9 protein-coding genes are annotated in these 15,846 nt (G+C 54.9%); 4 read left to right on the plus strand and 5 right to left on the minus strand.

Annotated features, from left to right (window positions below):
- Positions 1-8 precede the first annotated feature (8 nt).
- Entirely contained in the window at positions 9-2,783 is a 2,775-nt protein-coding gene (locus tag ABD931_RS03960; protein ID WP_345264170.1) for a PAS domain S-box protein, read from the minus strand.
- A 242-nt stretch (positions 2,784-3,025) separates the two neighbouring features.
- Between ABD931_RS03960 and ABD931_RS03965 the strand changes: the two genes are divergently transcribed.
- Genes ABD931_RS03965 through ABD931_RS03975 form a run of 3 tightly spaced genes read left to right on the plus strand, consistent with a single transcriptional unit; the run spans position 3,026 to position 6,568 of the window.
- Complete coding sequence (locus ABD931_RS03965) at positions 3,026-4,033, plus strand: FHA domain-containing protein (RefSeq protein WP_345264172.1); 1,008 nt, start codon at positions 3,026-3,028, stop codon at positions 4,031-4,033.
- A 14-nt stretch (positions 4,034-4,047) separates the two neighbouring features.
- Complete coding sequence (locus tag ABD931_RS03970) at positions 4,048-4,881, plus strand: PP2C family protein-serine/threonine phosphatase (RefSeq protein ID WP_345264174.1); 834 nt, start codon at positions 4,048-4,050, stop codon at positions 4,879-4,881.
- A 28-nt stretch (positions 4,882-4,909) separates the two neighbouring features.
- The gene (locus ABD931_RS03975; RefSeq protein ID WP_345264176.1) at positions 4,910-6,568 is read left to right on the plus strand and encodes a serine/threonine-protein kinase; all 1,659 of its coding nucleotides are present in this window, start codon (positions 4,910-4,912) and stop codon (positions 6,566-6,568) included.
- A 60-nt stretch (positions 6,569-6,628) separates the two neighbouring features.
- Here the strand turns inward: ABD931_RS03975 and ABD931_RS03980 are convergent, their stop codons facing one another.
- The 4 genes from ABD931_RS03980 to ABD931_RS03995 all read right to left on the minus strand — a co-directional run bounded on the left by ABD931_RS03980 (position 6,629) and on the right by ABD931_RS03995 (position 15,397).
- Positions 6,629-8,008 carry a RagB/SusD family nutrient uptake outer membrane protein gene (locus ABD931_RS03980; protein ID WP_345264178.1) on the minus strand — a complete coding sequence of 460 codons (1,380 nt, stop codon included), beginning with the start codon at positions 8,006-8,008 and terminating at the stop codon, positions 6,629-6,631.
- 18 nt (positions 8,009-8,026) lie between these two features.
- Entirely contained in the window at positions 8,027-11,044 is a 3,018-nt protein-coding gene (locus ABD931_RS03985) for a SusC/RagA family TonB-linked outer membrane protein (protein ID WP_345264180.1), read from the minus strand.
- Between the two features lie 221 nt (positions 11,045-11,265).
- Positions 11,266-13,161, minus strand: a complete 1,896-nt coding sequence (locus ABD931_RS03990) for a YgiQ family radical SAM protein (protein WP_345264182.1) — start codon at positions 13,159-13,161, stop codon at positions 11,266-11,268.
- Positions 13,162-13,240: 79 nt separating this feature from the next.
- Positions 13,241-15,397 (minus strand): glycoside hydrolase family 20 zincin-like fold domain-containing protein, encoded by a 2,157-nt coding sequence (locus tag ABD931_RS03995; RefSeq protein WP_345264184.1) that lies wholly within the window; start codon positions 15,395-15,397, stop codon positions 13,241-13,243.
- Positions 15,398-15,494: 97 nt separating this feature from the next.
- On the opposite strand from ABD931_RS03995, the gene ABD931_RS04000 reads away from it, so the two are divergent.
- Positions 15,495-15,818, plus strand: a complete 324-nt coding sequence (locus tag ABD931_RS04000) for a nucleotidyltransferase domain-containing protein (protein WP_345264186.1) — start codon at positions 15,495-15,497, stop codon at positions 15,816-15,818.
- Positions 15,819-15,846: the final 28 nt, after the last annotated feature.

Here is a 15,846-nt window from a genome sequence, read left to right on the forward strand (position 1 = left end):
TGATTATCTCAAATAGTATCGCCTTTTTTATATGAATATTCCCCAAAAAAAGTATATTTTTTCGTGGGCAGAAGGATGTGAAATGTGGCACCCTGACCTTCGCGGGATTCGGCCCAGATTTTGCCTTCATGGTTGGCCACAATGCGCTGGCAGAGGGCTAAGCCGATGCCGGTGCCCTCATACTGCTGCCGGTGGTGCAGTCGCTGGAAAAGGCCGAAAATCCTGTCGGCAAAAGCCGGGTCGAAGCCGATACCGTTGTCCGACACGATGATTTCACAATAAGGAAGCCGGGGGTTCAGGGTGTCGTGCTGCCTTACCTCCTGTGGGGGCAGTGGTCGGCAGGAAATGGTAATAACCGGCGAAACTCCTTCGCGCGTAAATTTGAGCGAGTTGCCGATCAGGTTGTAAAAAAGCTGATTTAGCTGCAGCGGCACTGCTTCAATCACGCACAAATCCCCGTAGTTGACCCTGGCGTTTTTCTGATGGAGCAGCAGTTCAAAGTCTTTCAAGACGGCGGTAACGGTCGCGGTCAGGTCAACGTTTTTGTCAAAATGCGAGCCGTGGTTAATGCGCGAGAAATCCAGAATATTCTTGATCAGCACCGACATCCGGTTGGCCGACTCTTCAATCTTTTGCAGGTAACGGCGGCTTTCGGGGCTGATGGTCTGCGGTAAGCGTTCGGAGAGCAAACCCGAATAGATCTGGATCTTGCGCAGAGGTTCCTGCAAATCATGCGAGGCCACATAGGCGTACCGTTCCAGTTCCTGATTGGATTGCTGCAACTGACTATTGGATTTTCTGAGCTCTTCGGTCCGCAACTGCACCTGCTTTTCCAGATCCTGCTCCGTCATGCGCTGGGCGGTAATATCCTGCGAGGTGCCGCGAATCAGGTACGGTACCCCGTCATCGGTAAACAGCACCCGCGCCTGGGTATGCACAAAGCGTTCTGCGCCGGTCTGCTGGTTTATGATGCGATACTCCAGATCCATTCGCCCACCTGAAGCCGGGTTCAGGGCGACCTGCAACCGGCGGTCAACTTCGGCAATATCCTCGGGATGCATACAGCGGACAATCACCTCCGGCGTAATGGTTTCGGTGACACCCAGCCAGTCTCTGGTCCGGTCGGAATAGGTCATCTGGCCCGTTACCAGGTTATTGGTCCAGGTAGCCAGTTCCGCCAGCTCCACGGCTTCCCGCAGCCCTTCTTCAGTTTCTTTTAATTGCTGGTTGGCTACAACCTGGTGGGTTACATCGACGGCCATGTTCAGGATCGCATACACATTCCCCTCGGCGTTGCGCAGGGGTTTGTAGGTAAAGTTGAAATAAAAGGTCTGTAGTTGGCCATCCACCACCAGATCGGCCCGGTCTTCGGTGGCCTGGTAGGCCACACCGGTGGTATATACCTCGTTGAGTAATTGGTAAAAAGGCTGCCCCTCCAGTTCCGGCAACGCATCGCGCAGAGGTTTGCCGATAACGGAAGCATCTTTTCCCCAAAGGTTGAGCATAGCTTCATTGGCCGATTCAACCACCAGTGTTTCGCCACGCAGCAACCCCATGGCCATGGGAGCCTGCATAATCATGCTGCGGAATCGCGCTTCGCTCTCGACCAGGGCCTGCTGCGACGCCAGTTCGGGCCGCATATCGCGCATGACGGCACCAACGCTTACGGGCTTACCTGTATCCGGATCATCGATGCGGATGGTGTTGTTGAATACCGGAAAGATCTGGCCGGTTTTCAGGTGACGCACCAGCATCACCCCCGACCAGCGCCCCGTGTTCATTACTGAGGGGAGTACTTCCTGCTCAACCTGGGCAAAATGCTCAGGTGCATGGAGGCTGGAGATGGGGGTTTCCTGTACCTGCTGTTCCGTCTCGAAGCCAAGCATATCCATACCAGCTTTGTTGATGTAGGAGTTTTTGCCGTCCAGTTCCAGGATCGACATCAGCTCGATGCTATTGTCTACCAGCGTCAGCAGTTTTCGTTGGGCCTCCTGAGCAGTCAGTTCGGGCCGCAAATCGCGCATGGTAAAGCCGCGGCCGATGGGTTTGCCGGTATGCGGGTCGTCAATGCGGATACCGCTGGCCTGGCAGGGGATCTGCTCACCGGTTTTGAAATGCCGCAGATATACCCGGCCCGACCAGTAACCCTGGCTTAGCAGCGTTGGTACGGCTACATCACGAATGAGGCTGAATTGCTCCGGCGTATAAAACTCCGAAACAGAACGCCCGGTCGTATGGCTTTCGTCCAGGCCGACCAGTTCGCGCCCGGCCCGGTTAATGTACACCACCTGTCCGTCAAGCGTGGCAATAGCCATAAAGCTAAGGCTATGTTCCACCATCGCCAGTAATCGCTGCTGATCATTGCGTAGGGCTACGTCCTGGGTAATGTCCTGGACAATAGAGAACAGGCTTTCGGGGCGTCCAGCTTCATCGCGATTGACGGAAATGTGAAGGCTGATCCAGATTACCCGTTTGTCGTTGCGAATGCAGCGTTGGCGGGTCAACAGCGAGTCGGCCTCACCCCGGACCAGCTCAAGCAGTTGTTGCTGAAAATGAAGCAGATCTTCCGGATGCGTGATGAGGGAGAACGTACTTCGCTGGAGTTCCTCCGGGCTGTAGCCTGTCATTTGGGCAAACGCCTTGTTGGTCTGCCTGAACTGGCCGTTGGTATCGGAGAGTACCATGCCAACGGCCGCCTGCTGAAAAGCAGTCCGATATCGCTGCTCGTCATTCCGAAGCTGTTGTCCGTTATTGGTGTCAAGGGGGGTATAGTCGTCGGTCATCTCTGTCGCGAGTTGCCTGATAAATGAAAGGACGAAACCACGGGTTTGTTCAGGTGTCCTTAAGCGTAAACTTAACTTTTCTGGAAGCTGAAGTACGCAGATAGGGCTGTGCAGCCGGCAAAAACTTATTCTGTTGCCCGGTAAACACGATTTTATCAGCCTATCTTTATCAACAACGGCCGGAAATTAGCGTTTTTAGCGTATACGATGTAATTAGCAACATACTATTCATACTTGATGGAATGGAAAAGGACCCCAATAGTCTGTTTCAGCAGTTGAGCAACCTGCTTGTTCCCAAAGTGCCACAGCCGGCCGGCAGTGTGGCCAATGTGGTTACCAACGAACGCATTTTAGCCGAATTGGCAGACTGTTTTAACACGTCCCTTTTAGCCGAGAGTGTGGGCCATAGTCTGTTGTTCAATACCAGTTATTTTGTTATTCTGCACCCGAAAACCTACGAAGAGCGATTGCCGGCCCTGCCCGTTATCGTCGACGAAGCTGTCCGCCGGTTTTACGACCTGCTGCGGGCGCGGAAGGGTCCCGACGACAAAATTATGCCGGTATCATCGCACTGGTACTTTAAATTTGGTCCGGGGACGGAGTTTAACGGCCGGCTGATCGGCCGCGACGATGTGGAGGTAATTGGCTCCCTGGCCGGGGTTTCCCTGGCGGAGCCGGCCCAGCCGGAAGCCTTCGTAGCGGCTAATGTAAAAGCTACTGTCCGCGTTAAAAACACCAATATGTTTGATAAACTGGATATTAACCAGCAGGCGTTTGAGCATATCGACTTCCGGGAGTCCGGTACGTTTGCCATAAAACTAAACCCGGCGCTGGCCGGTGATGAAACCCCCCTGATGATGCCCCCGGTGCCGGCCATGCCGGTCCCGCAGGCGGTGCGACCGTCGGCGCTGGCGCGGATCGATTGCTACCTGGCCGACAGTAATACCGAAAAAACCTTCTGGATGGAGGATCGGGAGATGGTGGTGGCCCGCAAGGAGCCCGACAATGAGGCCTTCCCGAATTACCTGCGGCTGGAGTCGCCCTATGTCTCGAACCCGCACGCCCGCATCCGCTACAATGAAGCCGAAAACCGGTTTCAGATTGTTTCGTACAGCCGCAACGAAACCCGCGTGAATGAGCAGGTGATTGAACGGAGCGAACCGGCGAATCCGCAATGGACTGACCTGCCCGATAAGGCCCAGGTGTTGCTGAACGGTGTAGTTACCCTTTCGTTTTCCATAAACGCCTAACGCCGGCCTGATTGATGAGCGCACTCTTACTATCAGGACAGACCGATACGGGACAGCAACGGCAGGATAACCAGGACACCTTTATCAGTAACCACCTCTGGACGGCGCACTCCGCGCTGCTGGTGGTTATCGATGGTGTAGGAGGGTATGCCGGCGGTGACCGGGCGGCTGCTATTGCCCGCGATTGCATCAGCCGGTATATGGCGGTTCCTAACGGTGACCTGCTGACCATGCTTCGCGAAGCCGTGGTTTTCGCCAATAATCAGATAGTAGCCTACCGGGAGCAGAATCCTACGCTGGCGCAGATGTGCTGCGTGCTGACGGCCGCCGTGGCTGATACCCAAACCGGTGTGCTGGTTTTTGTACACGTTGGCGACACCCGCCTGTACCGGTTCCGGCGGCAGTCGGTCGATAAACTGACGCGCGACCACTCGCTGGTGGGGCTGCGGGAAGATGCCAAGCAGCTTACCGAAGCCGAAGCCATGAACCATCCCCGCCGGAACGAAGTATTGCGCACGGTGGGATCGGAAGTACACCGGGTCGACGATCCGGATTTTCTGGAATGGGGCGAGACGGACTTCCGGCCCGGCGATCAACTGCTGTTATGCAGCGACGGACTGACGGATATGGTAACGCTGGCGCAGATAAAAGCCGTGCTGGACCAGGCGATGCCGCTCGACCAGCAGACGGCCGAGCTGATCCGGCAGGCTAACGAGCGGGGTGGACAGGATAATATCACGGTGGTGCTGGCTTGTTACCCGGTTGAAAGCGTGTCGGCGCCAGCCCCGGCAGAGAGCCCTTCCAAAAATCGTACGCAGGTATTCAACGCCTGGCAGCATCAAAAATAAACTGACTGAGCCCAGCGGGTCCAAACAAATGCCAACTGTTAGTTTCAATACGCAATTTCCAGGTTATACCATTCTGGGTGAATTAGGCCGGGGCAACGCCAGGGTCCTGAAAGCCCGTCATGTCGACTCCGGTACGCTGGTTGCCATCAAGCATTTTGCCTTCAATACCGACGCCGATACGCTCCGACGCTTCCAGCAGGAATCGGAGATCATGACCCTCATTACCCACCCAAACATTGTCGGCGTGCGCGAGATCCGGCTCGATGCGCCCCTGCCGTACCTGGTTATGGAACTGATTGAAGGCGGGAGCGTACGCAAACTGCTGGATGAGCAGAAAACCCTGCCCGTGGCTACGGTGGTCCGGCTGGGGCTGCAACTTATTGAGGCCCTCAGGGCTATTCACGCCCAGGGAATCATCCACCGGGATATAAAACCCGAAAATATTTTGTACCGCCTGCTGCCGACGGGCGAGCTGCACTTTCTGCTCACCGACTTCGGTATTGCCCGCCTGCGCGAGCAACCGAAGACTGTAACGGGGCAATCGCTGATGACCTACGAGTATGCCTCGCCGGAGCAGTTCGAAGACCCCGGAAGCCTGGGATCCGCCACAGATTACTATTCGCTGGGGGTAGTGCTGTTTGAGTGCCTGAGCGGTAGGGTGCCGTTCCCGTTGGAAAAAAATATCGGCATTGTGTCGTTCATGACCACGTTGCTGAACGATCCGCCACCGCCGGTTTCATCGCTGATTGACAAACCCATTGCCGGCTCGCTCGAAGATGTATTGCAGGCTTTGATGGCCAAAAAAGCATCTGAGCGGCTAAGCCAACCGGATGCTGTAATTGTGGAGCTGAAAAAAGCCGAAGTGGAACAGTTACTCATTGAGCAGCAGGACAGGCAGGGAGAGCCTAACCCGGCACGTGGGGAGGCTCAGGGAGTCGGCACTCCGGTGGCCGGCACTCCGGTGGCCGGCACTCCGGTGGCCGGCCCGATTAAAAAGGCTGAAACCCGGCAGGCACCCCCTGAGTTTCTGGTGCGAAAAGCCGCTGAGGAACGGGCCGCCCGGCCCCGCAGCAGAACGGGACTGTGGGTAGGGCTGCTGGTAGCAGGGTTGATGGGGGCCGGGATGGGCACCTACTACGTGTTGAGTAAACAAGCCCTAACAAATGCGGGTGTGGAGCAGTCGGACGAGGGTACGTCATCGGCTTCGGCGGAGCAACCTCCTGTGACTACACCGGTTCAATCGCAAACCTCAGCAGCCGAGCAGGCACGGCTGCTGGAAGCCAGGCGAAAGGAAGAAGAATACCGGAAACTGGAGCAGCGCCGGCAGGATGCACTGAGTGCCGCCAAGAAGCTGGCGGTTAAAAAAGTACCGGGGTATAAAGTTGGTTTACTGGGTGGAATAAAGAACTTACAGATTCAGGTAAGCAACCCCACCAACCTGCGTTTTTCGGAGGTGCGGGTGCGGGTAAGCTATATTCTGGAAAGCGGAAAGATCTTCAAAGCCGAACAACTGACCGTTACCGATGTTGATCCGCAATCTTCCAAAACAATAAACGCGCCGGATAGCCCGCGGGGTACCAAAGTCTGGCCGCGTATCCTGGATTACAAATCGCCGGATATTCCGCCTAAACCGGTTAAACCGATAGCTACCTCTGCCGTTGGTAGTTTAACCGTACAGCAGCCCTAAAAAGCAAAGACCGGTCTGGAATCAATCAGACCGGTCTTTGCTTTTTAGGGCGGGCAGAGCTTACCGGGTTTTGATGTACTCATCCCAGTTGATTTCGGCCTGGGGTCGCGCTAACTGCCGGAAAATGGTACCCCGGTCGAGGGTTACGTCTACGTTCTCCGCATTGAGCCGGTTGTAGCGCCGAAGGTCGATCCAGCGGTGACCCCAGGGTTCGGCCCAGAGTGAGTATCGGCGCTGGAACAGAATTTCGTTGATTAAGGCGTCGCGGGTGGTCGCGCCAGTGTATGGTCCGATATTGGCGGCTGTTCTTACCCGGTTTATGGCGGCCACGGCGGCTTGGGTATTCCCCAACTGAGCCTGGGCTTCGGCCAGAATCAGCACCAGTTCTTCGTTCCGGATAAACTTCAACTCGCTGGTGTTGAGTGGGAAACGACGGTCCTGGTACTGGCCCGACAGCGGTGTGCCGTCGGAGGTTACCGACACGGGTGTAGTGCGCCGGAAGAACTTGTTGCGAACGCGCAGGTCACCGGCAATGGTATCGCGCAGGACCGAGGGGTGAACTACCATCATGGTCGTTACGTTGGCATTTTGCACAAAGAACAGCGGGTTAAATGCATCAGGTGGGGCACCGTAGGTATGGGCCGGACCGGCATCCAGACTGCCCGTGGCGCTGTAGAACGAGTTGTTGACGGCATCTACGGCTCCCTGCCAGTCCTGCCGGTATACCGCCAGCCGGGCTGCAATGGCGCGGTTCATCTGGCGCAGGGTAGTAATGGTGTTGAAGCCATTGGCCGTAAATCCGCTCGTCAGGCGGAGCGGGAAGGCACCCGTACCGGCGTTGCCAAGTTCGGTATTGCCTTCGTCCAGAATGCGATTGATCTGGGTCAGGGCTTCATTGAGCGGCAGCACGGGGCCTGGGTTTTGTGGATCACTGATGTCGATCCGCATCCCGTTTTCGTACTGCCCCATCGCCACAAGCAGGTATTGGTACCCCATAATGGTTTTGGCAAAACCCGATACTGCATTTTTCTCCTGCTCGGTAAACGCACCGGTATTCCGAACAGATTCAATCACCGTCAGTGCCTGCCGGACCGCAAAATAGGGGTTCTGGTAGGTAGGCAGGTATTGAAACATATTGACCGTGGCGGTGCGGCCGTTCATGCCCAGCCAGTCGGTCTGCCAGCGCGGATCGGAAGCATTCAGATACCAAAGTTCGCGGCCCATCGAACCAAAGAGCATCGTCACGTTGAACACATACTCGCGGTGGCGAGCCTCCAGGCCGGTTACCAGGTTCTGCACCTGGGTGCGGGAGGCATTCTGCGATACGCTGCCCAGCGAGGGGTTGTTGGGGTCGTTTGGGGCTTCCAGTTCAAAAAAGCGGCAAGCATTGGTCAGCAGCAGCCCCGTCAGCAGCGGGATATATACAAGGATTTTTTTCATGTTCTAGTAAATCTTTGCTTAAAACTCAACAACCAGGTGACCAAAGAAACGACGTTGCGTCGGGTACGGGGCAATATCAACCCCGGAGGCTACCGCCTGAATCCCAAACGTAGATGTTTCGGGATCGTAACTAAAATATTTGGTAAACGTCAGCGGGTTTTGGCTGGAGGCTCCGATCCGGATGCGCGATACCCGGTTGCTGAACCAGCTACCCAGCTTTGTTACTGGTAAATTGTAATACACGCCGATTTCGCGTAACCGGACATACGAGGCATCCTGCACCCAGCGGTCGGCACCGTTGTGCGGAGGAATACCCCGCTGGCGGCCGTTGGGTGTACCGTCATTGTTATCATCTTTTGACCAGTCGGGGGTGGTTCCGCCCGAATCCATCAGAAACTGCGTCAGGTTGATGTTATCGCCCCCCTGCTTCCAGTGCCAGAGCATATTAATGTCTACATTCTTGAACAAGGTAAACTCGTTGAACCAGGACATCTGAAAATCGGGCTGGTTGTTACCCAGAATATAGGCGCCGGTCCGCACCCCCTGCGCCAGCGGTGTATCGGTGGCATCGGAGGCCGGGCGTGTACCGACAATGGTGGTGGGGGCGAAGCCTTCCTGGTAGAGGAATGTGCCCAGGGTCACGCCAAAGGCGCCTGCGTTATAGGGCGGAATTCCCAGACGGGTCAGCAGCAGGTTGTTACGCCACCACATCAGGCGGGTGTTCCAGCGCAGATTATCAGCCTGTACGGGTACAACGTTCAGCGAAAGTTCTATCCCCCGGTTCTGAAGCCGTGCCAGGTTGGTCGGAATGGTGCTGATGCCCACCGACGGTGCCAGTTGCAGGTTCTGAATGTTGTTGCGCGTCTGCTTATCGTAATAGGTAGCTTCGAGCAGGATGCGGTTATTGTAGAGACCGAGGTCCAGACCGAATTCGAGTTCACCGGCGCGCTCGGGTTCAATGCTGCTGTTCCCGGAGGCCGTTGTTACGACCGAACCCAGCAGCCCGCCGATATTAGCGGAGTTTAGCGGGGTAAACGTGGTGCCAAAGTTTGGCAGACCGGCCGTTTCGCCGTAGGCAACCCGCGGTTTAATCTGAGAGAAAACCGAAGACAGGCCCGATGAGCGGATGAACTCAAAGTTGGCTACGTTTACCGCCAGAGAAGCCTTGGGAAACGCCCAGAACCGGTTGGCATCGCCAATAAGCGTCGATTTATCCCACCGGATACCCACAGTGGCAATGATCTTGTCGTCCCAGTTGGCTTCCTGCTGGGCAAACACCCCTACGTCGGTCACGCGCTGAAACCGCTGATCGAAGATTTCCTGCACCGTTCCCTGCCGCAGATTGTTCTGCCCGCCGGCCAGACCCCGCGCGCGGTTCAGCAGCCGGTCTTCGCGGAAGTTCAGGCGAACGGTACCTACCTGCGAGGTCAGATTGATGCGGTTGACGTTCCAGTTCAGCACCAGGGCCGCCTGTAAGTTGGTGTTCACGTTTTCAGACTTACCCCAGACCACATCGCCCGGATTGCCCTGGCCACGCTGGAACTGTAAATCTTCGGGCAGGTACACCTGCGTAGTATTCTGCGTAAAATCCAGACCTCCCTGGCCAATTAGTTTCAGCAGCGCCCGCTCCGACTTATACAGGTTGGCCGTTAGGTTGAACGACTGGATAAACCGGTTTACGTTGGAGTTGTTGGTGCCCCGGTCGGTCACGGCTACCGGATTTTCGGAAAAGTATGGGTTATCGGGGTAGCGGCCGCTGGCATCCGGGAACAGGTTGAAATAATTGGGTACGTAGGCAATGTTGTAGCCGATACTGGCCCCGGAGTTGTTCTGGTTGCCGGTAAAGCCCCGGTCGGTATTGGTATTGATGTAATTAGAGCCTACTGCCAGCGTAATATCGGGCGTAATCTTGTGGTCGATATTCGCCCGGACCGAATACCGCTTAAAGCCGGTGCGCCGGATAATGCCCTTCTCGTCGGTAAACGCTCCGGAGATAAAGAACCGGGTTTTGTCATTACCGCCCGACAGGCCTAATCGGGTATTCGACAGGGGCGCGGTGTTGCCGTAGAAATACTTTTCATAGTCGTAGGTCTGCCCGTTGGCCGCCCGGAAGCGGTCCAGCTCCGTTTGTCGGCGGGCAGCCGCAAAGAAGGTGTTGATCTTTTCTTCCGTCCAGTTCTCAACGCCCAGCAGTCGCTGCGGCCGGGCAAAGCCGTAATCCTGCGCAAACGTCAGGCGAGTTTTGCCGGCGGTGCCCCGCTTGGTGGTGATGATGATGACGCCGGCATTGGCCCGCGTTCCGTAAATGGCCGCAGCCGAAGGGCCTTTCAGTACCTCAATGGATTCAATATCGTTCGGGTTAAGGTCAGAAATACGGTTGGCTGCGTCGTCCTGGGTTTCTACGGCCGATGCGCCCGTAACCGTACCCCGACCTGTGCGGTTGACGGCGTTGTTGGCATATACCCCATCAATGATATACAAGGGCTGCGAAGCACCCACCAGCGACGAAATTCCCCGTAACTGAATGGAAACGCCCCCGCCGGGTGCGCCCCCGTTGGTGTTCATGTTTACGCCGGTTAGCTTGCCATACAGGGCATTGTCTACCGTTTGTATCTGCGTGGTACCCACGAGTTCCCGCGCCGATACGGTCGATATGGCATTGGCCAGGTTGGACCGTTTAATGCTGGTAGCCAGACCGGTCACCACCACTTCTTCCAGATAGGCCACATCTTCGGTGAGGGTGACATCAATGGTGTTGCTGGTACCTACCGCTATTTCCCTGGACTGGTAGCCAATCGACGAAAATACCAGGGTGGCATTCTGGCGGGGAAGCGCGATCCGGTAGGTGCCGTCGGCTGCGGTGGCCGTACCGGTAGACGTTCCTTTCACGACCACATTGGCACCCGGAATGGGCGTACCATTTTCGGCCCTGACTGTACCGCTAATGGTATTCTGGGCAAATGTCGCTGCACTGAGCAGCCACATTCCCGCCCATACCATCAGCCTGACCAGTAGGGGACAGGTAGTAGTTTGCATAAAGTGTATTTGTTTAGGTAATGCGAAGAATTAAACGAGCAAAACTATTAAAATCCAATTAAAGCACCGGAATGCAATAAATTAGAAGTTGATTAGAATTGACTGGTTTCTATCGGAAACAGAAAGGCCACACCCTCAACAGGAGGATGCGGCCGTTTACACAATTCTATGTTGGCTTATCAGGTCTACAGTTGATGCCCGATCTCTGGTACTAAAGGCAATTATCGTTTCTTGTGCTTAGGGGCAAAGGTTTTTTTGTAAGGCTTTTTCCCCTCCGCTTTAGTTGGTTTCCCCAGCAGCTTTTCGATCAGATCGGGGCGGTTCATCTTTGTCAGTCGGTTCCGAATCCATTGTTTGTACTCCGGTTTGTACCAGAAGAAGAACGCGTTCTGGTTCTGCTTTTCCTCACGGGTCTTGGCTGTTCTGACGGGCTTGAGCGTGTACGGATGTACGCCGGTGTAATAAATCACCTCGGCCACGGTCATGGGTGTCGGCGTAAAATCCTGCACCTGCTCCAGTTGAAAGCCCATGTCTTTGGTTTCGGCTGCCAGGTTGGCCATATCCTCCTCCTCACAGCCGGGGTGCGAGGAAATGAAATACGGAATCAGCGGCTGCTTCAGGTTATGCCTGTCTGAAATCTGGTCGTATTTCTCCTTGAACTTGTGGAAGTACTTGAACGACGGCTTGCGCATCACCCGCAGCGTAGCGTCGGACGTATGCTCCGGGGCTACCTTGAGCCGGCCGGAGACGTGGCGCGTGATGAGTTGCTCCATGTACTCGTCGTGGTTACCGTCCTGGTTGTTCTTGTTGAAATCATCCACCAGCAGGTCGTAACGCACACCTGAGCCGACAAAGGCTTTCTTAATGTTGGGATTCGCATCTACCTTCCGGTACAGTTCGGTCAACGGCTTGTGCGAAGTATCCAGGTTGGAACAGATAACCGGGTGGATACAGCTCGGACTTTGGCATTTGGCGCAGATCGACTCGTCTTTGCCTTTCATTTTGTACATATTGGCCGACGGACCGCCGAGGTCGGAGAGATAGCCTTTGAACTCCGGATGCCTGGTGATTTCGTCGACCTCCTTCAGAATGGATTTTTCGCTGCGGGAGGCAATGAACTTCCCCTGGTGCGCCGAGATGGTGCAGAAGCTACAGCCGCCGAAACAGCCCCGGTGCATGTTCACTGAGAATTTGATCATTTCGTAGGCCGGAATGGTACCGCGCTTCTTGTACTTGGGGTGCGGCAGCCGGGTGTAGGGCAGGTCATACGACTTATCCATCTCCGTCTCATCCATCGTCTTAAACGGCGGGTTGATCACCAGTGTCTGGTTCCCCACCTGCTGAATGATCCGGTTGGCCTGCCACTTATTCGACTCGACCTCCACAATTTTGAAGTTAGCCGCGTATTTGATCTTATCTTCCAGGCACGTTTCATGGCTGGCCAGCTCCACGGTGTTCCAGTTGTTATAATCCCGCAGTTTGGTGCCGTTTTCGTGCAGGTACGCCACCTGGTTGATGTTGCGCATCGACGACAAAGGCACACCTTTCCGGGCCAGTTTCAAAATCTCGCGAAGAGGCTGTTCGCCCATGCCGTACACCAGCAGGTCGGCACCCGAGTCGTACAGAATCGTCGGCATCAGCTTATCCTGCCAGTAGTCGTAATGGGTCACGCGTCGGAGAGAAGCCTCAATGCCCCCGATTAGCACCGGCACATCGGGGTATAGGGTCTTCAGAATTCTGGTATAGACCGTGGTGGCGTAATCGGGCCGGAAACCGGCTGCTCCACCGGGCGTGTAAGAATCGTTTGAGCGCAGGCGTTTGTTGGCCGTGTAGTGATTCACCATCGAATCCATACAGCCGGCCGTGACGCCGAAGAAGTATTTGGGCCGGCCAAACTTTTTAAAGTCCCGCAGGTCATCTTTCCAGTTTGGCTGGGCAATAATGGCTACCCGAAATCCCTCGCTTTCCATGATGCGACCGATCACCGCCGTACCAAAGGCCGGGTGGTCGACATACGCGTCACCCGACACCAATACTACGTCCACTTCATCCCAGCCTCGTTTTTCGACTTCTTTCATCGTCAGAGGCAACCAGTCTGTTATGGGTCTTTCAATCATAGATACGAGGTACTTGAAGACGTGCAAATTTACCCACCTATAAGGCTGGAAGGGTGGAAATAGTTCCTGACCTTGTTGGCTACTTCACCGCCTGCACAGCCGCCTGCCGGGCTATGTCTATATCCTTTGCTACTTCCGGCCGGAGGATGGACCAGTGAAAGCGGAGTTTGTCGTTCTGCTCCCGCGTGTTGCCCAACTGCTCACTGAAATGCACCAGCGGCATGTCTTTGTAAATGGGCCGGGTTATGGCAACCACCTCATCCCAGTGGCGCAGAGCATTTTCCAGATGAGCCACCGCCTTTTGCTTGTTTGCCTCGCCCCCGGCGGTCCGGTAGGTTTGCAGGGCTACGGCTCCCCGCAGCTTTTCCGCAAAATACAGGCCCAGATTGGCCCAGACTTTTACGTCGGCAACCTCGTACATCAGTGAAGCGTTGCCGCTGGTGTTGATCGGAGCAACCAGATTCAGCGCTTTGCGGCAGTCCTGCTCCAGCCGGTCGGCCAGCACCAGCGGAGTAATTTTGCCGGCAGCCACGGTACCTCCGGCATTCACCGTTTTTACGTAATCAATCACAGATACAAAGTCCGGGTCCAGTGGCGGCTGACTGATTTGCCGGTCAATGGCAATGTATTTAACGTTTTTGTCCTGCAACGCCATGAACCCTTCGCTGTAGAGCGAGAAATCCCAGGTAAAGTCGTAGGAGGAGGCTAACCGCAACGGCGTTTTGCCGGCCAGAGCAGAGGCTTCAAATAAGTTGGCGGCTGCCGGACCATACCGGCGGGTAAACTCCGCTTTAAAGAGCGCATCGGGTGTGTCGGGGTTATAAAGCAGTCTTCCCCATAGTTTGTAAAACAACCATTGTCGTTCAAATGCATATTTCCAGTCGACGGGCTGGTTGGTTTTGGTGAAGTAATCTTTGGCCGGAATGTACGTTTCGGAGCCGATGATGTAGCCGCCCAGGTAGGGCTGTGTGTTGGTGGCGATATGCTCGCGAACGAAATCAGGAACGCCCCAGCGCAGGCAGAAGAAGTCTTCGTTGCGGGCGGTCCACACGATTTTATACCTGGTCGGCGTTGGTGTAAAATACGTGTCGTACAGTTTGCCACCATGTACTTTGACTAGTTTGGGCGTCGAGTGGGCGTGGGACCAGTTGTACTTCAGATCGGCCCAGACCGGGCCTTCCAGAAAAGGCAGGTTGCCTTCGGCTTCGATGGATTTGCGGGTCAGCTTTTCGGTTTCTACGCTGGTGACGCCGAGCGAGCCGGTGGTGCTGGAGAACGGAATGCGGTGAATGAGCTTGGTTTTCCGACCTGCCTGTCGCATGCCTTCGATGATAGCCGCCTTCATCCAGTCTTCGCGTTGCTGGGGCGTCATGCCGCCCATACCTTCGCCCAGGGTCAGCCCGAAGCCGGTGAGCTCCGGGTATTCCTGCAAAACCTGCGTGACGCATTCGCGGGTGTAGCGCCGGACAATTTCCGACGTATCGCCATCTACAAAATGGTGGTGCTCCAGGTTGTTCATGGCCACGTTATGCGCTTTGGCGAACTCCGGACTCACAAAGATGTTAAAAGGTACCAGGTACGTATCGATACCGCGTTCCTTTGCCATCCGGAAAATAGCCCGGTGCAGGTTTTGCCATTCCTTCATTTCTTGTTCGTTAAACGGGGTAGCCTCCGGAAAATTCTTCGGTCGGATCATGAAGGTGTACGGGTGCAGGTTCCACAGCGACAGCACATTGAAGCGGTTCTCGACCATCATATCCAGAAAACGCTCCCAATAGGCCACATCCCGACAGGTTTCGATATGCTGATCGAGCGCGTAGCTATGCCGGTATGTATCCCAGGGCAAATCATATTTAATGGCCCGGAAGGGCAGCGTTGGGCTCTCGCTTTTTGCCCTAATCTGTGGTAATGAAACTCCGTTGCGCAGATCTTCAGCTACGGCAAGGCAGCCATAAATTAAGCCGGCCGGATCACCGCCGGTGATTCGAATCGTTTTGCCGGCCGGCGCAATGGCATAGGCTTCCTGCACTAATTTACCGGTATTGAGCGACAGGCGGATGGTGTAGTCGGCCGGGGTAGCCAGAGTATACCGTCGTTCAGTCAGGGCTTTCTTTAGCCGATTGACTGCGTAAGTAGCTTGGGGCGAGGGGTCGGAAGAGACAACAGTTACCCGCTGGGCAAAGATTGTAGAAACAAACCCGAAGATTGTGGTTATCAGTATTAGAACCTGTTTCATTGAGTGGCGGCTGTTGGCATAAAAGTCTATGAATTGGTGTGGCTACTCTAACAAAATGCCGTTAGCTGAATATATTCATACCAAATTTGCTTAACGAATGCAAGTCAAAACCCAAACGCTCGTTGCCGAATTTAAACAAGCCATGCAGACGCTTTATGGCGACCGGCTCGACCGTATTGTATTATTTGGCTGCTATGCGCGTGGTGATAATCACGATGATTCAGATATTGATTTTATGGTGGTCGTAAGAGACGAAAGTTTATCCCGGTTAGAAGAAATAAATCGGTTTGTTGAGACACAGTCGGAGCTTAGTCTCAAGCATAATATTACGATATCTGTATTACCAGTCAGTTTAAAAAAATACACTCAATCGGTCCTGCCGGTTTACCATTTTGCCCGTCAGGAAGGCATTATACTATGAAGAATATTAGCCGTTTTCTATGCTATCG

This window comes from Nibrella viscosa (genome assembly GCF_039541875.1).
In the GTDB taxonomy this organism is placed as follows: domain Bacteria; phylum Bacteroidota; class Bacteroidia; order Cytophagales; family Spirosomataceae; genus Nibrella; species Nibrella viscosa.